This is a genomic window from Aquimarina sp. AU474 (assembly GCF_900312815.1).
In the GTDB taxonomy this organism is placed as follows: Bacteria; Bacteroidota; Bacteroidia; order Flavobacteriales; family Flavobacteriaceae; genus Aquimarina.
In genome coordinates, this window is sequence record NZ_OMPE01000009.1 from 1,467,483 (window position 1) to 1,486,584 (window position 19,102).

Annotated in this window: 15 protein-coding genes; 4 read left to right on the forward strand and 11 right to left on the reverse strand. The window is 33.2% G+C overall.

Annotated features, from left to right (window positions below; all coding sequences use genetic code 11):
- Positions 1-57: 57 nt before the first annotated feature.
- From galE to DK508_RS19890, 7 genes are all read right to left on the reverse strand, one after another.
- Positions 58-1,074, reverse strand: a complete 1,017-nt coding sequence (galE, locus tag DK508_RS19860) for a UDP-glucose 4-epimerase GalE (RefSeq protein WP_109302521.1) — start codon at positions 1,072-1,074, stop codon at positions 58-60.
- A 96-nt stretch (positions 1,075-1,170) separates the two neighbouring features.
- The gene (locus DK508_RS19865) at positions 1,171-2,817 is read right to left on the reverse strand and encodes a solute:sodium symporter family transporter (RefSeq protein WP_109302522.1); all 1,647 of its coding nucleotides are present in this window, start codon (positions 2,815-2,817) and stop codon (positions 1,171-1,173) included.
- Between the two features lie 134 nt (positions 2,818-2,951).
- Entirely contained in the window at positions 2,952-4,712 is a 1,761-nt protein-coding gene (locus DK508_RS19870; protein ID WP_109302523.1) for a glycoside hydrolase family 36 protein, read from the reverse strand.
- Positions 4,713-4,952: 240 nt separating this feature from the next.
- A complete protein-coding gene (locus tag DK508_RS19875) occupies positions 4,953-6,530 on the reverse strand; it encodes a RagB/SusD family nutrient uptake outer membrane protein (RefSeq protein ID WP_109302524.1) in 1,578 nt (525 codons plus the stop codon).
- Between the two features lie 41 nt (positions 6,531-6,571).
- Positions 6,572-9,643, reverse strand: coding sequence for a TonB-dependent receptor (locus DK508_RS19880; protein ID WP_109302525.1), 3,072 nt, complete (start codon positions 9,641-9,643; stop codon positions 6,572-6,574).
- Between the two features lie 281 nt (positions 9,644-9,924).
- The gene (locus DK508_RS19885) at positions 9,925-10,941 is read right to left on the reverse strand and encodes a GntR family transcriptional regulator (RefSeq protein WP_109302526.1); all 1,017 of its coding nucleotides are present in this window, start codon (positions 10,939-10,941) and stop codon (positions 9,925-9,927) included.
- Positions 10,942-11,168: 227 nt separating this feature from the next.
- Positions 11,169-11,624, reverse strand: a complete 456-nt coding sequence (locus DK508_RS19890) for a GAF domain-containing protein (RefSeq protein ID WP_109302527.1) — start codon at positions 11,622-11,624, stop codon at positions 11,169-11,171.
- A gap of 167 nt (positions 11,625-11,791) precedes the next feature.
- Between DK508_RS19890 and DK508_RS19895 the strand changes: the two genes are divergently transcribed.
- Both DK508_RS19895 and DK508_RS19900 read left to right on the forward strand, forming a co-directional pair.
- A complete protein-coding gene (locus DK508_RS19895; protein ID WP_160114805.1) occupies positions 11,792-12,337 on the forward strand; it encodes a DUF3347 domain-containing protein in 546 nt (181 codons plus the stop codon).
- 177 nt (positions 12,338-12,514) lie between these two features.
- Positions 12,515-13,273, forward strand: coding sequence for a M15 family metallopeptidase (locus tag DK508_RS19900; protein ID WP_235016443.1), 759 nt, complete (start codon positions 12,515-12,517; stop codon positions 13,271-13,273).
- Position 13,274: 1 nt separating this feature from the next.
- Here DK508_RS19900 and DK508_RS19905 read toward each other — a convergent pair whose 3' ends face one another.
- Complete coding sequence (locus DK508_RS19905) at positions 13,275-14,573, reverse strand: hypothetical protein (RefSeq protein ID WP_109302529.1); 1,299 nt, start codon at positions 14,571-14,573, stop codon at positions 13,275-13,277.
- Positions 14,574-14,806: 233 nt separating this feature from the next.
- The gene (gene aceB / locus DK508_RS19910; protein WP_109302530.1) at positions 14,807-16,405 is read right to left on the reverse strand and encodes a malate synthase A; all 1,599 of its coding nucleotides are present in this window, start codon (positions 16,403-16,405) and stop codon (positions 14,807-14,809) included.
- 127 nt (positions 16,406-16,532) lie between these two features.
- Here aceB and DK508_RS19915 point away from each other — a divergent pair, with 127 nt between their 5' ends.
- Positions 16,533-18,008 carry a helix-turn-helix domain-containing protein gene (locus tag DK508_RS19915; RefSeq protein WP_109302770.1) on the forward strand — a complete coding sequence of 492 codons (1,476 nt, stop codon included), beginning with the start codon at positions 16,533-16,535 and terminating at the stop codon, positions 18,006-18,008.
- 75 nt (positions 18,009-18,083) lie between these two features.
- On the opposite strand, the gene DK508_RS21290 is transcribed toward DK508_RS19915, so the two are convergent.
- Positions 18,084-18,224 carry a hypothetical protein gene (locus DK508_RS21290; RefSeq protein ID WP_160114806.1) on the reverse strand — a complete coding sequence of 47 codons (141 nt, stop codon included), beginning with the start codon at positions 18,222-18,224 and terminating at the stop codon, positions 18,084-18,086.
- Positions 18,225-18,449: 225 nt separating this feature from the next.
- Entirely contained in the window at positions 18,450-18,587 is a 138-nt protein-coding gene (locus DK508_RS21295) for a hypothetical protein (protein ID WP_160114807.1), read from the reverse strand.
- A 293-nt stretch (positions 18,588-18,880) separates the two neighbouring features.
- Between DK508_RS21295 and DK508_RS19920 the strand changes: the two genes are divergently transcribed.
- Positions 18,881-19,096, forward strand: a complete 216-nt coding sequence (locus DK508_RS19920) for a hypothetical protein (protein WP_109302531.1) — start codon at positions 18,881-18,883, stop codon at positions 19,094-19,096.
- Positions 19,097-19,102 lie beyond the last annotated feature (6 nt).

The following is a 19,102-nucleotide window of genomic DNA, read 5'->3' on the forward strand; positions in this document are numbered from 1 at the left end:
AGAAATTTCTTCAGGATTTTTTTTATTTATAATAGAATCTATATCAGCGTAAAAGTACTAACTTCTAACTTTCTGTTCCCATTTCCAGGCAGAACCTAAAGAGTCATCTAAACTGCTTTTTGCCTGCCATCCTAGTTCGTTATTTGCTTTAGTGGTATCAGCATAAGCAGCGGTAATATCACCTTCTCTTCTACCAACAATTTTGTAATTCAATTTTTGATTCGACATCTTTTCAAAAGATTGTATTACTTCTAATACTGTACTTCCGGTTCCGGTTCCTACATTAAAAACTTCATAATTCGAAACATTTTTATGTTCTAGTAAACGTTGTAAGGCAACAACATGAGCTTTTGCCAAATCTACAACGTGTATGTAATCTCTGATACACGTTCCGTCTGATGTTGGGTAATCATCGCCAAAAACGGATAATTGTTCTCTTAATCCAATAGCGGTTTGCGTGATATATGGTATCAGGTTTTGAGGAACGCCAATAGGTAATTCGCCTATCTCAGAAGAAGGATGAGCACCTATTGGGTTAAAATATCGTAATGAAATTGCATTTAAATCAGAAGTAACTTTACAAGTATCTCTAATAATTTCTTCTCCTATTTGTTTTGTGTTGCCATAAGGAGATTCTGCAGCCTTTACAGGGGCATTTTCAGTAATAGGAAGTTCATCAGCTTGGCCGTATACCGTGCATGATGAGCTGAAAATGAAATGAGCAGATGATTTACTAGAGAGTTGTTGTAAAAGATACACTAAGGTCGAAAGATTATTTTCGTAATATAATAAAGGATTTTCTACACTTTCACCAACTGCTTTAGAGGCAGCAAAATGAATGACACCGCTAACATCGTTATGGCGATTAAAAAAATCTTGAACCTTATTTTTCTCTCTAAGATCGAATTGCTCAAAAAGTGGCTTTATGCCTGTTATTTTCGTAATCCTGTCCAAAACGTCTGCCGAAGAATTGGAACAGTTGTCTATAATGACTACCTCATAACCTTTGTTTTGTAATTCTACCACGGTATGAGAACCTATAAAACCTAGTCCGCCTGTAACTAATATTTTCATTTTTTTATCTTCAAAAGTTGCTTATTGTAATACAATTGTAAAGTTAATAATACCAGTAACAATTAAGAACAGATAATGAATAAGTTTTTTTAACCTTTAGAAAATCAAGTAGGTACTGATTACTAATATGGTAATAATTGTCCCGGTTATCAATGCATATTTCCAAGGAGTAGTATCAATCTGTTTAGTAGTTACTGGTATGTAAATATTAGTTTTAGGTTTTAATTTACCAACGATCAACATGATAACGACATTTATCACAAATAAAACCCCCATAATATGCAAGAAATGGGGGTACGCTCTTGTCTTTACTAAATTTAAAGCTTCAATATCCGTTATACCACTTGCTTTTGCCTCTGCTAATGCGCTATTAGTAAAATATGGCCCTATAATCAATAGGCTTATAAGGTACATTAAAACTCCACCAACTAAGACAATTTTGGCGCCAAGGGCAGGGACTTTTTTGGTAGTAATACCTATAATTACAACTGCTAGAATAGGCACACTAAGACTTCCTAAAGCTTTTTGGATATAATCAAACAATCCATCTGGAGCATATCTTATAAAAGGTGCAATTGTCATAGATATTAAGGCTAATCCTAGACCAAAATATTTTCCGGCAGTTACAGATTTGTGCTCTGAAGCGTTTTTATTAAAAAACTTTTTATATAAATCAAAACCAAAAAGAGTAGCGCTACTATTTAATAAACTATTGAACGAACTTAATACTGCGCCAAATAATACTGCTGCAAAAAAACCTAAAAGCCCTGCAGGTAATACTTTACGAACTAACTCTGGATAAGCAGCATCGGCATCTTTTAAATTAGTACCAAAAATATGCCAAGCGATAATTCCTGGAAGCACTACAATTACCGGAATTAAAAACTTTACCAAAGCAGCTAATATCATCCCTTTTTGACCTTCTTTTAAGCTCTTAGCCCCAAAAACGCGTTGTAATATAGATTGATTTGTACCCCAATAATACATTTGAGCGATCATCATACCTGTAAAAATCGTACCAAAAGGAATAGATGAATCTTCTCCTCCAATAGCATTAAATTTATCTTGATTGGTACTCCATAGTTCACCTAATCCATCCATTACGTTACCATCACCAATAAGGGCTAGGCCAAAAAACGGAATCATTAACCCGCCTATTAATAGGCCAATAGCATTTATTAAATCAGAAACGGCTACGGCTTTAAGTCCTCCAAAAATGGCATATATAATTCCTATAATCCCTATACTCCATATAGATATCCAATACGTGGTTGTTTCAGAAGAACCTAAGAGTTTAGGCAATTCAAACATGGTAATGAAAGCCTTTGATCCTGCATATAAAATCGTAGGAAGTAAAACAAATCCAAATGCGATCAGGAATAATACAGAAAGAATTGCTTTCGTATTTTCATCAAAACGTTTTTCTATAAATTCGGGAATTGTAGTAATGCCACCTTTCATATACCGAGGAAGTAGCCATATTGCTGTCCCTATCATTGCTATTGCCGCCAATGTCTCCCATGCCATGACAACTACTCCTTCAGAAAAAGATTGCCCATTAAGGCCTACAATTTGCTCTGCAGATAGATTGGTGAGTAATAAGGAACCTGCTATTGTGATAGCACCCAAACTACGTCCTCCTAAATAATAACCATCTGCAGATTTTTCGTCAGTACCTTTAGTTTTCCACCAAGCGTATACCGCTACGGCTAATGTAAATGCAATAAATGAAAAAATTCCCATGGATAATGTTTGTATTTAAAGTTAAGCCAAAATAGATTTTTGTGTACTATGTATTATTATAAATGCTCTATGCATTGTAAAATGATTGGTAATCGACTTTATTCTATAAATATAGTTAATTCTAAGTGTTGGATTTAGGTGCTTTTTTCTAATCTCACTAATCCACATGGAGGAACTTTTATGAGAACTCCACCAATTAGTATCATGACCTTGGATTCTTTGAGTTTTTCTCCTGTACAATCGTAAATAGTACAGTGGTATGCTCCATAGTTGTTTTCACTATTCAAGATAATTTTTTGAGTGAGCTGCCCATTTATGATATCAACTCGGTTGGTCTCTTCTTCAAAATCAATTATGTAATTGTCAAATAATCCAATGATGGTCAAATTATCATTACTTGATTTAAGTATAGGGTAGTTGGCCAAAGGTCTTTGGGGGATGAATTTTCCATTTAAAAGAACACCTGAATTTGTTTTCCAATATTGAGTATAAAAACCAATCATGGATAATTCTTCTTCGTTAGCTTTTTGTAATAAAATAGAGAGTTGCGGTACGCCAAATAGGGTATTAACCATTTGTAATGCTTTAATTTCGATAGGTTCATCATGATGATATGTAAACATGTCACTATGAACAGCTGTTTCTCTAGAAAGCATCTTGATATCTGTTATGCGTACTCGGTTCATTGTTGCGTCTCCGGGACAATCAAATGCTCTAAACATATTACCATATTTACGCATGGCTGGCCCAGTATATTTTTGTCTAAATTCAATTACTATTTCAGAATTGATTTTATATAATGATGTTATAATGTCTGTCATTAAACGATCCACTGCTAAATTTACAGATGAAAAATCTCTTCCATTTTCTTTGGTTAATATCGTTTCAGGATACACTTTAAATTCATCAATAAAATCTAATTTAAAACCATCAATTTGCCAATCTTTTAAAGCGTTGGTATAAAGGCCAATTAGATGTTCTCTTACTTCAGGGTACCTGGGGTCAAATACTGGGGCCCAACGATGATTTTCGGTAAGAAATTTACCTTTAAACTTTGTGTAAGCATTTGATTTTTTCCCGCAAAAAGGAACAGAGTACCAAAGTGCTAATTTCATTCCTGTTTCATGAACTTGGGCTACAAAATCTTTTAACTCAGGAATTCTTTGCGGTTGCCAATCTCCGGTGAAATCATATCCTCGATTTTCATCTTTTGTTTGCCAACCATCATCTAGAATTATTAATTCATACCCTAATTGTGATGCTATTTTGCATTCTTGAATCAATTCTTGGGTATCTAATTTTTGATGGAATTGATACCATGTTGAATACACAGGAACTTTGGCAAGATCTGGAGTTTTTATGGGTTTAAGTTCTTTAAAGTTACTCCACCAAAGACTCACATTATTTAACGCATTAGAAAAGTGCTGATCATTTTGATCAATTCTTAGTTGAGCGTTATATGAATTTATCCTATGATGTCTTTCAGTAAAAAAAGAAATATGGCAATACACATGATTATCTTCTTCTCTATATAATGCATTTAATTTTGTGGTATTTATTGCATCAGAACAAGCGAATGTGTGGATGTTTTGATCATTGTGACCAAAAAGTGAAATAACTGGCGAATCAACAGAAATTCTTGATTCCATATGATCCAATTCCCAATCGTCCATTATTCTTTTCGAAAAATCCGAAGTAGGTTTCCATACTCCTTTAACATTAATCGCGGGGATTTTCCATTTAATAGTAATTAAGTGAGGGTTAAAATCTTGATTTGCCGAAAAATTGATGTTATAAATAGAGATCCCTTCATTTTCAGATTCTAAAGTGATCGTAACTTCAAAAGCTTCGGTTTCACCTAATACTTCAATATGATGGGTAAGTATTTCCTTCATGTAATATGGTTTTATTCTTTATGCTTAACAAACAAATGTATTGATCTGGAAAAGCAATATTTTTCATTTTAGTTTTGGATGGAAATAATAAGATTAGGTTGTTTTTTTTCAAAACTTGCTATGCAATAACATTATTGATATAAAATGGCTTTAACCCCAAGCAAATCAAATGTGATTTGCTTGGTAGTTAAAACTGAGAACAATTACAAACAATCAAAACTGTGTTTAATAAATAAGATATTAGTATCCATCATTTTGTCTTAGATTACTATTGGCCTGTAATTCTGGTACAGGAATCCACAATAGTTCATCTTGTCCAACTGTAAATACAGCGGTGGGCCCTGCAAGAGATTTTGGATGACGACCACCTGCAATAGTTGATCCCGAACCTAAAACATCATCTGCCAAATCCCAACGAACTAAATCAAAAAAACGATGCCCTTCACCAGTTAGTTCCATAATACGTTCGTTTATAATGGCTTGCTCGACTTGTGTTTTGTCTAATGTAAGAGCCAATGGAGCAATCTGAGCACGTTCTCTTACTTGGTTTATAAATGGGATAGCCTCTGCGGGTTTATTATCTTCATTAAGAGCTTCGGCAAGCATTAATAAAACATCTGCATACCGAATAATTCTCCAATTGTTTCCAATTGTATTTCCTAGAACCGGAATTTGATCTCTTACTCCTTCATCAAAACCAGCGTATTTTTTGGTAAATAGTGCGGGAATCCCTAATTGGCCAGCTTCTGCGATATCATCTGCAAAATCTTCAGTGAAAGGAACTCCTCCATACCCTAATGCGCCTGGATAATCAAATGCGATAGTAGCATTTCTTCTTACAGTATCACCATTATCCTCAAATACTTGTAGGATATGCGGGTTTATAAAATGGCCATTATCTGGACTTAAATTTGGTGGTGAATAATCTATAAAATAATGCCCTTGCGTTCCTGTACCAGGAATATCAGTACCCCATATAAAATTAGCTTGTCCTAAGAATTGAAGTTCGAAAACTGATTCTATATTGTTTTCATTTACTGTTGTAAAATTGTCGTCGTATTGGCTGGCAGGTAATAATTGATAACTGAAATCAGTAGTGACAGTTCTTAAATCATTAACCGCATTAGCATAACTTTTTGTATATAAAAATGTTTTCCCTCGAAGTGCCAAAGCAGAACCCGCAGTTGGTCTTCCGCTATCTTCTTCTGCCCATGAATTAGGTAATCTATTCACGGCCTCGTTAAGATCACTTATTATGGCAGCGTTGATATCTGCTGGAGAGGCAGGAAAGGGGAATAATTCTTCATTTGTTGTTGGAGTTTTTAAAACCAAAGGAACATTACCCCATAGATTTACCAGATACCAATTCGCAAAAGCTCGCATGAAATAGGCTTGACCTAAGATCTCATTTCTAGCAGCTTCATTAGGAACATTTTCTTCATTTATTTTTTCAATAATTGTATTTGCCCTAAATATAGTTTGATATAATTGCGGAAACATATCTGATGACCATCTGGCAATTCCTGGTTGGCCTTCTAGAGTAGACATTGTGGTATTTTGTTGAAAAGGGACAATGTTAAAAGCATCTGATCTAAGAAGTGCTCCTGTGTGTATCACTCGACCCCAGAATAACACTGCGGTAATAGGATGAAACATTCCGTTAACAGCTAACCTGAAATCATCTTCATTTTGAAAAAAATCAGGTTCTGCTACTGCGTTAGGATTAGAAAGGTCTAATTGATCTTCATTACAGCCGTTAACAACAAATAAAAGCGTCATTAACATTGTAAGGAGGTAAAAGTTATTTTTTAGTTTCATGATGTATATCTTTATTATATTTCTTCATGTAATTTTTATTATTAAAAGGAGAATTGAACTCCCATAATGAATGTTCTAGGTCTGGGTTGAGCTCGTACATCTAAACCTCTACCAAAAATAGGATTAGTAACACCTCTAAAACCAAAGAAACCTGTGTTGGCATCTGCTTGTGCTCCGGATGTAGAGCCAACTTCTGGGTCATAGCCTGAATAATTTGTGATAACAAATACGTTTTGCATATTAAAGAATACTCTTCCATTTTTAACCCATTCTGAGCCAATAATATCGGTTAAGTCATATCCTATTTCTAGGGTTTTAAGCCTGAAAAAAGAACCATCTTCAACAAAGAAATCTGATGGTAATTGGTTACCAGCAGGATCTAAATTTGTTACCCTTGGGATATTAGTATTAGGATTAGCTGGTGTGAATGCATCCCTAACAAGACCAAATTTGTTGTCGTCTGCAAAGAATACTCCAAAGAATTTGGTCACATTGTAAATTTCGTTTCCTTGTACACCGTTAAAAAACAAACCAAAATCAAATTTTTTATAGGATCCTGTAAAGTTAATACCATAAGTGAAATCTGGGGTAGGATCCCCGAGGTTTACTCTGTCAGTTTCGTCGACCCTTCCGTCTTGATTGGTGTCAACTCTTCTGAAATCTCCAGGTTGAAGAAGGTTTCTTCTATCGGGATCATTGGCTAAAAAAGGATCATTATCAATCTCTTCTTGAGAGTTGTATATACCATCGGTTTGAAACCCAAAGAAAAAGCCTAAAGGTTCTCCTTCTTCGTACTTATTCACTCTTGTTTGTTCCTCGTTAATTATAGGTCCTAAAATTGGATTAGCTGCAGAGGTTAATTCATTTTTGATAGTAGCAAAATTAACACCAACATCAAATTTAAAATCACTGTCTTTATTGTAGCTATAACTGGCTTCAAGTTCAAAACCTTTATTGTTTATAGAGGCTGCGTTTTGAATTACTGGATTAGAAGATCCTGTTGTAGAAGGTATCGATAGTGCAAGTAGTACATCATCATTATCTCTATTAAAATAATCTAAACTTACTTTAAGAGATCTGTCAAATAAGGCAATATCAGCACCAAAGTTTGTTGTCGTAGAAGTTTCAAAACTTATTTGTTCATTTACTAAAGATGTAATGGCAAATCCTTGACTAGGATTATCTGCAAAAGCGACATTAGAGGTTGGATTTAGAACAGATTGAAATACAAAGTCTCCAATGTTTTGCGATCCTAGTTCTCCATAACCACCTCTAAGCTTTAGGGTGTTTATGATACCATCTTCTGGCCAAAAACTCTCTTCACTTACTACCCAGCCTACTGAAAAGGAAGGAAAAATGTCCTCATTAAGGTCGTTTTCGGAAGAGAATCTTGAAGTAGCATCTCGACGAATTATTCCCGTAAATAGATATTTGTCATTAAATTTATAATTTAACCTTGCGTAATAAGAGAAAAGACGAGACACAAATTTACCGCCTCCAGTATTTTCTACCTGATCTGTAAAACTTCCAATGTTTCTTATATCATTACTAGGTAGCCCTTGGGCATATACAGCTAGAGTGTTACTGTCTACTTCCTGTCTCGCACCACCAATTAATAGATCTATACCATGTTTTCCTAGGGTGCGCTTATAATTTAATGTAGGCTCAACATTGGTTGATAGAATTTCTCCTCGTACTTCGGTTAAATCATTTGCATCATTTAAATTGGTACTTGCATCGGTATTACTTTGAAAAAAAGTTGGTAAAAAAGAGTTTCGATATATATTCTTATAATCTAAACCTAGATTTAGCTTTGCTTTTAATCCCTCAATAATTTCATATTCAATATTAATATTACCTAATAGATTACGTTCTGTATTTTCGTCATCCAATAAGTTTGCTTGAGCAAATTTATTGGTACCACCAACTCCGGGGTATAAGTTTCCGTCAACGGCTTCAAAACCACCTTCGTTATTTGGGTTAAAAGCATTTAGTATTGGTAAAGTAGGACCTTGATTACCAAATGCCAAGTTTTGAGTAAAAGTATTCTCTGCGAAGGCAAAAGATTCCTGGATTTTAAATTTACCTATTTCAAATCGACTATTAAGACGAGTATTGATTCTCTGAAAATCTTCACTTATTAATAACCCTTCTTCATAATAGTAATTGGAAGAAAAGAAATACGATGATTTTTCATTTCCGCCCGATATATTAAATCCATAATCTTGTATCTCGCCCGAGTTAATTGTTAAATCCTGAAAATCAGTATTAATACCTGGATCGATAATATTGCCAACTAGACCGTCATTGATTCTACGTTGGTTTAAATATTGAATATATTCTGGGCCATTTAATAAATCTAGTTCTTTTGCCTGGGTATTGATACCTCCTCTAATATCTACATTAACCGTAGGAGAGGTGTTTTTTTTACCTCGATTAGTGGTTACAATGATTACTCCATTAGCAGCTCTAGATCCATAAATAGCTGCAGACGTTGCATCTTTTAATACTTGTAGATCAACAATGTCTTTCGGGTTTAGAAAAACGATGTCATCTACCACGGTTCCATCTACTACGTATAACGGAAAAGAATTGGTTAAAGAACTTACACCTCTTACGAATACATTTGTCGAACTACCCGGAGCTCCCCCGGCACTTTCGACCTGTACACCTGCGAGTTTACCTTGCAATGCGGCTGTAGGGTTGGCTACGACCACTTGGGCAATGTCTTTTGATTTAATTTGCGAGATAGCTCCGGTAACTTCGCGTTTAGATTGTGTACCAAAACCAACGACTACTATTTCATCTAAAGCTGCTGCGTCTTCTTGTAATATAATGTCAATTGTGGTCTGTCCTGCTACTTCTATTTCTTGAGTTATAAAACCTAAGTAGCTAAAAGTCAGTATAGCATTCTCTGCTACATTTGATAAGGTGTACTTACCGTCAAAATCGGTTGTTGTTCCATTTTGAGTGCCCTTTACAAGGATGTTTACCCCAGGCAGAGGTCCCTGAGTTTCGGTTACTGTACCTGATACCGTTTGTTGTGCACACACAACAGTGGTAAAAAGCCCGAACAAAAACATCATAAAACCAGTGAAAGTTTTTTGATCCATATGATTTGTGTTTATTTATAAAATTTTGAATTCGTCGAAAATTATAGGCTCTAGTTTAGTGAATAGTTTATATGCTATGATACACTATGCTACTATGCAAATATATAATTTTTTTTATAAAAAATTAAAATATCGTTAACATAAGTAAAAATAAGCGGTTATAAATGTTAAAAAAATAGGTTATTCTAACTTTGGTTGTTCTCGAAATTTAAGTGAGTGAAAGAGAAAAATATTAAAATTAGCCTAAAGGAATTTAGGCGAACATCTTTGTGTGGACGTGATTATAGTGAATTTCGCTGTCGTAAATAGGTAGGGATAATTTCTTGAGTATGATTTCGTTCTTTAACAAAAGAAGCAGCTCTTTTTGCCATGATCTCAAAATCAGTTGAAATAGTGGTTATGCCTCCAAAAGCTATTTCTTTTACAATATTGTCATCGTGTGCTAGTATACCAATATCTGAACCAATTCGATATTCCATTTTCCTAGCGTCTTTTAATACTTGCCATAAATAAGTGTCGCTAATTGAAAAATATACAGTTCCTTTCTTTAAGATATTGGCTTCGTAATTCTCTACAACTTTTCCGTTTACATCATAATCTTTAATAAAACGGTTAAAAGCACGTAAAATGTCTGGAGGGAGATCGGTGTCTTCTTTAAAGAAAAGTACAAATGTGTCATACTTTTTAATGGAAGGAGCCAGTTCAACAAGTTTAGCATAGGTGATTTCTTCGAATTCTTGTGCTATATAAGAATAATCATTCGGCATTTTAAGGAATCGATCTACTAATAATAACCTGTCCGAAGGAATTTTTTTTAGAAGAGTAGGTATCGATTTTTCTTGGATAGGAGCAATAACGTACATCCCATATTTTCTAGAGATATTATCCATTATCGTTTTAAAAAGAGTTAAATTATTGTGATGAAAGAAAATATCGATATGATATTTTTTTCCAAGTTCTTTTCTAAAAGTGTTATAGAAATCTTCTTGAAAACTATGAAATGCAAATAGAATCAAAGCTACTTTGAGCGTAACTTTCGTTTCTTTACTAATAATATAATATCCTTTTAGGTTTTTGGATTCTACTAACCCTCTTTCTTTTAACTCGGTATAGGCTTTTACAAATGTTTTTCTTGCATATCCAATTTCAGCAACCATTTCATTAATAGAAGGGAGTTTATCGCCTACGTTTAATACACCAGAGTCAATAGCTTCTATTATGCCAAGAACGATTTGTTCATGCTTTGATATAGTGTGTATGTCTTGTAGATCATAAATTTTTTCTAGAAGTGGCGACATAGTTTTTAAAGGTATTTTTCAGACAAATATAACTATGAACTTAATTAGATTTCAAAATTATACGCAGATTTCTACTACATCCTATTCTTTTAATGATCAAAACCTACACATGAGTACATATTTTGGATACTAAAAACCAATCAATTTTTAAGAACTAAATACTCTAATAGTTCTAAAGTCTTTAATGAATAGATAGTATGGGTAAAAGACTTATGTAGACGTCTTTTTTATATTATTTTGGCAACTTCAAAATTTACAAACTCCAAAAATTGTTCATCTTCGCTGGTAAAAGGATTCGGAGTTTCAGAATCGACATCTATCTGACCAATATTTTCCCCATTTTTGAACAACGGGATTACAATTTCGGATTTCACAGCAAAACTACAGGCTATATAGTTGTCTTGTGCTTGTACATCAGGAACTACAAAGTTTTCGTTAGAAAGAGCAACTTGTCCACAAATCCCTTTTCCAAAAGGAATAATATCATGGTCAGTCTTGGCACCCACATAAGTGCGAAGCTTTAATTCTTCTTTGTCTCCATTTTTAAAATAAAAACCAACCCAATCATAATATTCAATACTGTCTTTTAGTAATAGACAAATTAAATGAAGTCTTTCTGTGGTGGATTGTTTTTCGTTTTGAAGTATTTTAATTACTTCTGGTTTTAAATCTTCAAACCTCATTCCTACAATTTTATTCCGGCAAAAATATTTAAAATATTTCTAATACGTACTAATAGGAAATGGTATTGTTTTGTTAAAAATTAGGCCTAAAAAGAGAAAATACACTGGTGATTAATTTATATATAGATTACATTTGCGCACTATTAATTAATGATTGAATCAAAATGATGAGAAGAATTTTTAGTGTATTGTTAATGATTTTTATGCTGATGAGCATATCATGCAAAAAAGATAAAAAAACAGAAACTGTAGTCGAGGAGGTGTCTGATAATGGAATCGTGAATTATAATATTACTGACTCTAAATCAGAAGTGAAATTTTCAGATAATAGTACTCAAGAAATTTATACGCAATACCTTAAAATTAAAGGAGCGCTAGTGAATTCTGATCATAAAACTGTACAAATAGAATCAAAAAAATTAGAAACTATTGTAGGAAATAATAAGCAACTCCAGGCAACTTCTAAGTTAATTTCTTTAACAAAAGATATTAAAAAACAACGAGACTTTTTTGTTACGTTAACGGATGAGATCGAAAATTTGGTAAGCAAATCAATAATCGTTTCTGGTGAGGTGTACAAGCAGTTTTGTCCTATGGCTTTTGAAGGTGAAGGAGGGTATTGGTTGTCTGATTCAAAAGAAATTAGAAACCCGTACTTTGGAACTAAAATGCTTAAGTGTGGAAACGTAAAAGAAGTTTTGAAAGCTAAATAATTCGATGTTTTTTGAATAGAAAACATTCTTTATTTGAACTGAACAATATTTTGAAATAAAAATAATAACTATCTTTAAAAAAGATTAATAGTTTGAAATGCATGATTTTAAGGGAAAAATATTATGGCATTTTTAACTATTTGATCGTATTGTAATTGGGATAAAAACAAAAAAAATATGATAGAGAGAAAATTGGTTTTGTTGATTTTTTCGGTAGTTTTTTTTGCTTGTAATAATGCTAAGGTTGTACCAGGAGTTCAGACGCTGGGTATTATAGAAAAATCAAAAGCTCTTAGGTTGCGAGGAGAAAAAGTGGAGCAAAGTATGCTCAAGAAAAAAGATTCTATAGAATCGCTTTTTGGCGAAAAGAAAATTCAAAACACCAAAAAAGATAACGACTTTGTAAATATTGAAAGCCTGTCAAATAATTTTAGTTTGGACATGAAATATGCTACTTCGGATAATTTTTTGAAGGAAAAAGTATATTCGTGTGCCAAATGCTATGTTCGATATGAAGTTGCAAAAGCCCTTGTTAGGGCTAATAAAGATTTTATTAGAAAAGGGTATAAAATAAAACTTTTCGATTGTTACCGCCCTCATAGTGTTCAGAAAAAAATGTGGAAAATTGTTCCAGATCCAGGTTATGTTGCCAACCCAAAAGGTGGTTCTGTTCATAATAGAGGAGCTGCTGTGGATATTACATTAACCGATTTAAAAGGTAATGAATTGGATATGGGTACATCGTTTGATCATTTTGGTAAAGAAGCAAGTCATGCTTATGCACAGCTTCCAAAAAAAGTGATTGCAAATCGTAAAGTACTGCGTAGCGTTATGGAAAAGCATGGTTTTACAACTATCAGAACTGAGTGGTGGCATTATAATTTTAGTACTGGGAAAAAGTTTAAAATTTCTGATTTTACATGGAAGTGTGATTAGCTTATCTGTTAAAGGGTCGTTCGCTAATCCAATGAAATCCTCGGTTAATTAACAAAAAGTCTTCTCTGAGTTTCTTCTTGGTCATAATTTTTAAAGTATCTCCTTTGTGGACAGTTTCAAAATAAAACAAACTGGCTTTTTGTTTAAAGGAAAAACTCCTTACATCTGTACTGTCCGCATAAGACGTTAGCTTAAGGGTTTTAGAAACTGTATCTGTTTCCTCTTTGAATCCGATAATCTTTTCGTCCATGGTTTGAATCCCACAGCTCCGTTTATCGACAATTAAACGTTTCCAACGAATACTATCAGTTGCTAAAGGAAGTAAAGTGTCATTGTTTTGGATAAATTCTTCTACTTCATAGATTCCATATAAAGCAGGTTTTGGTGCTTTTTTACCCCATTTTTCTTGACGTTCTATGGATCTATCAACGTTGTTGTATAAAAAGTAACCTATAATTATGATTTTAAAAATAATAACCGCTTTTTGGTATTTTGGATTTGAGAAATAAGGTAATATAGTTTTAGGGTATACTATTTTATTAAGAATGAAAAAGTTTAAAATACGTTTAATATCGGGAACTAATAAAAACACCCCCATAATTGTGAGCAGACCACTATATAGCTTCACAGGTATGTCATAACTCATGTTCATCATAAAAACATTAAACATGACTCCTATAATCATAATAGCACCAAAAGTGACTGTTCTTCTAAAAATGAGTAAGATTCCTGCAATGATTTCAGCATATCCAGAAAATCTGGTATAGGTATCACTGTACTCCATGAAATTCCACATTAATCCCATAGGAGATTGATCTCCAAAAGTTTTGATCAAATCAAAATAACTTAGCTCTGAAAACTGAAGAGTAAATGCTTTTGAAAAGCCGTAAGAAAACATAATAGTTATTAAATAATACCTTACCAAAATAGTTATGTATTGTAAAAGCCGATTGTAATTAGCTTTTTTTAGATCAATAAAACTCCAAATAATAGTTCCTATTAAGGAAATAACAATAGTAACAAATTCAAAAACGTAATCTTTTGTAGTATCTCCACTTCCTGTTGGTCCCAGATACATTTCGTATGGAATATCAAGAATGTTTTTTCCTGTCCAGACACATAATATTTCCATTCCGTCGTAATAGAATGAAAATAAATTTTCTAAGCCAGGGATAAGCCCTAGGTAATATAATGGAAAAGGAAAAATATGAAGCAAAAAGTAAATCGCGCAAAGTCTAAATGCTAAAAGAGATGGTAAGTTCCATTTAGATTGAGTAGAAAGATCTTGTGTGATTTCCATAAATAAGAATTATTAATGTTGAATATAGCTATTTATGTCATGATAGCATAAAATGTTACCCAACATATTTATAGAGAACTAAAATGAAAACGACATCCATTATGTTGGATGCCGTTTTTTGAGCACAATTATAAAAATCGGAAAAAATTATGCTTGTTTTTAGAGTTTTTCAACTTCTGTACTTCTCTTCTTGGTAACAGTAGAAGATTTATTTGATAGCAATAACTTTTGTTTTATAAATATTGATATGCTGTCGTAGTTAAGAATTCTTCAAAATCGTCAGAGATAATGAGTTCTTTAAAGATTGAAATAGCGTTTTGATAATTTTCTGTTTCAAAAAGTGAGTCTCCTACTTGTTCTTTTATAATTCTTAGTTCATCTTCAAACAGTTGATCAAACAAAGATTGGTTTAGAACTCTATTACCTTCTAAGTTCACTTCATTTTTTAACCATTGCCATAGTTGTGTTCTACTAATTTCAGCAGTAGCAGCATCTTCCATTAAGTTATATAGGGCTACGGCGCCATTTCCGCTAAGCCAATTAGCTATATAATGAATTCCAACATTGATGTTTTCTCGAATCCCTCGCTCGGTAATTGTTCCTTGTGGGATAGCCAAAAGATCATCCTCTGTAATGTTGATATCGTTACGTTTTACATCCATTTGATTAGAAGTAGGCATATGTGTGTCAAAAACTTCCATTGCTAATTTTACTAATCCTGGATGTGCAACCCATGTTCCATCATGGCCATTTTTTACTTCACGTTCTTTATCGGCCATAACTTTTGCAAAAGCAGCATTGTTACGTTCTTCGTCATTTTTGATAGGGATTTGTGCAGCCATACCCCCGATAGCCAAAATATTTCTTTTGTGACATCTTTGGATCACTAGTTTGCTATATGCATCCATAAAAGGACTTGTCATAGTTACTTGAGCACGATCCGGAACAACAAAACCTTTGTGATTTCTTAGTTTTTTGATATAACTAAAGATGTAATCCCATCTTCCGCAATTAAGACCTACAATGTGATCTTTTAAGGCATAAATAATCTCATCTAATTGAAAACTTGCGGTAATAGTTTCTACCAAGGCAGTAACTTTTACACTTCCTTGTTCTATACCTAAGTATTCTTCAGAAAAATCTATAACATCGTTCCACCAGATAGCTTCAGTAAAATGTTCTAATTTGGGAAGATAATAGTATGCTCCAGTTCCATTTTCTTTTAATTGCTCATTATTATGAAATAAGTACAATGCGAAATCGAATAAAGAGGCACTCATTTCTTCATCTTTAATCAATAGATGTTTTTCGTTAAGGTGTAAACCTCTAGGGCGAACAATCAGCGTGGCAACTTTTTCTCTAAGTTGATATGTTTTGTCTTTTTTTGGATTGTAAAATGAAATAGTTTTATCTACAGCATCCTTAAGGTTTTTTTGTCCTTGAAGGCAGTTTTCCCACAGGGGGGCATTACTATCTTCAAAATCTGCCATAAAAGTTTTGGCTCCTGAGTTAAGGGCGTTAATGACCATTTTTCTATCGACAGGACCTGTAATCTCGACTCTACGATCCTGTAGATCTTCGGGTATTGGAGCGGCCGACCATTCGCTATTGCGAATCTCTTTGGTGTTTTCTGGAAAAGAAGGATAAGTTCCCAGATCAAACAACTGTTGCTGACACTCACGGTTTTTCAAAAGTACTAATCGTCTTTGGTTAAAACGATCCTGTAAAGCTTCTAAGAAAGTTAACGCACCATCAGTTAATATTTCTGGATGATAGTTTCTTACTTCTTTAGTGAAGCTGATTTTTTGACTAAGATTTGTCTGTGTTTCCATAACTATTATCGTTTGAGTGAACAATATTATAAAAAAGTTTTTTATAAAACAAGCGAACGTTCGCTAAAAGTGATTTTTTTCTTTTTTCAACAGTTACGCAAAATTTGTTACTTTTGAACTTATGGCAATAGCAGAAGAATATATAAGATTGATTTTTGGATTGAAAATCAAACAAATACGAACAGAAAGAGATTTGTCTCTTTTTGGTTTATCCAAGTTAAGTGGATTGTCGAAGTCGTATTTAAACGAAATTGAAAAAGGAAAAAAGTATCCTAAAACGGATAAAATAATAAAGCTAGCAGAAACTTTAGAAGTTCCTTATGATCAATTAGTGTCTTTGAAATTGGACAAAAACCTGGCTCCGATTGGAGAGATTTTACAATCAGGTATTCTGGATGAGATTCCATTGGAGTTGTTTGGAATACAACAAAGTGATTTGATAGATATTATTGCTAATGCACCCTCAAAAGTGAATGCATTTATAAGTACGATTATTGAAATTGCTCAACACTACAATATGAGTCGCGAAGGGTTTTATTTAGCCTCTTTGCGGTCATATCAAGAAGCACATAATAACTATTTTAAAGACTTAGAGGATAAGGCTGTAAAATGTGCTAATACGTATCAATTGGATTTATCGGGTAAAATCACTTCGGTAGAATTAGAAGAAATTTTGAAAGAGGAGTATGGGTATACAATTAATAATGCAGGAATTCCTAAGCAAGAAGAGTTGGATAACTTAAGATCGGTTTTTGTACCATCCACAAAAACATTATTGTTATCAGATAGGGTAGATGAGGCTCAAAAAACTTTTATTTATGCCAAGGAATTGGGGTATCAATACCTTGAAATTAAAGATAGACCGTATACATTTTCATGGATACGATATGATAATTTTGAAGAAGTGTTGCATAATTTTTATGCGTCGTATTTTGCAGGAGCATTGATTATACCAAGAAACCATCTTAAAAATCACCTCAAAGAATTGTTTTCGACAAAGAGATTTTCGGAGGGAGCATTCCATAAAATTATGCATTTGTATAATGCATCACCAGAATCTTTTTATCAAAGGTTAACTAATGTGTTACCAAAAGATTTTGGGATGCAAAATGTATTTTTCTTACGATTTACGCATAAGTTAGGGGTAGAAAAGTTTAACCTAGTTAAAGAACTACATATAACGCATCAACAACAACCGCATGCAAACGAGATTAATGAACATTACTGCAGACGTTGGATGGCTATAAAAACATTGCAACGAACTGCGAGTGAGGATTTGGACTATGCATTTAATATTCAAATTTCTGATTATGCAGATACTGACCAGCAATATTTAGTGTTTACCTCGGCGACAAAAGATCCGTTTAAGAATGATTATTTTCGAAGTATAGGGATAGGATTTTTGATCTCTTCATCATTAGAGAAAAAAATTAGTTTTGTTGGGGATGCCAAAATTCCTAAAGTAAAAGTAGGAGTAACTTGTGAGTCTTGCTCTTTAACGGATTGTGATGTGAGAATGGCGCCGCCAAAACGGTTATTGGCTAAAGAGAAGTATAAAAGAACAGCAACCTTAGTTGAGGATATTGTAAAGAAATATTCATAAGGTTATTTGTCGATAAATTAAATTGTGCCTGTTAACTCCTTTAATGAGTATAGCAGGCACAGTTTATTATAGGTATTACAAGCAGCTATCACAACGATCATGGAAAAATGGCATTTCCAAAACTCCACAATAACATTCACCGCCACCGTTTACATAGCTTTGCGCTTTTTTCTCAATTACTTTAACTCCATCTAAATCTAAAATGCTTTTTTTCATGATTTTTTTATTTAAATTATTAGTCTAAAATTAATTGAAATACTAATTGATTTACAACAAAAGATTCTTGAGATTTATAAATCTCAAGAATAAACTCACGAACCTCAGACGATTTCAGAATCTATTTAAAAAGAGCCGTAAAATTTAATGGTTTTAATAGTGAACCAAAAAGTATTGTGCCTGCAATATATACTATCAAAAAGCACAACAGGCACAATTTCAGTATTATACAGAGATCAAGCACAAGCAAGTTCCTGGGATTGTGAAAGCAGGTCCACATCCACATCCAGATCCATTTACTTTAAGTTGCTCTTTTTTCTCAATGATTTTAACTCCTTCTAGGTTTAAAATGCTTTTTTTCATGATTTTAATATTTAAGTTATACGTTTAAAGCTACTCTAAACACAAGTTGATTTGCAACAAAAGGTTCTTGAGATTTATAAATCTCAGGAATAAACTTATACAGATGAAATATTGATTTTACGTATTGTGTGGAAAACCGTAACTGAACTACGGTAAAATTATATAAACTTACCTTTTTTGAATTATTTGGCTTTTTGAGGTAACATAGTTGTGTGATAAGACATATATTTATGTTATCTAAAGAATAATTTAAATAACACAAGTTAATTTATTAATCTTTAAATCTTTTTTAAATGAAAAAAGTAATTTTTGGGCTTTTTTTAGCCGGAACAATGGTCAGTTTTAATAATCTGAATGCAAAAACTTTAAACACTGAATCCTTGTTAGATAACTGTTGTACTGTAGAAGGAGCAGGGGTTAGTGTAACAGATTGTAATCCAGGAAATAGTTGTGGTAGAGCTCGAGCAGCTTGGTTTTTATTAGTATCTGCTGCGGATCCCGGTAATTAATTGAAT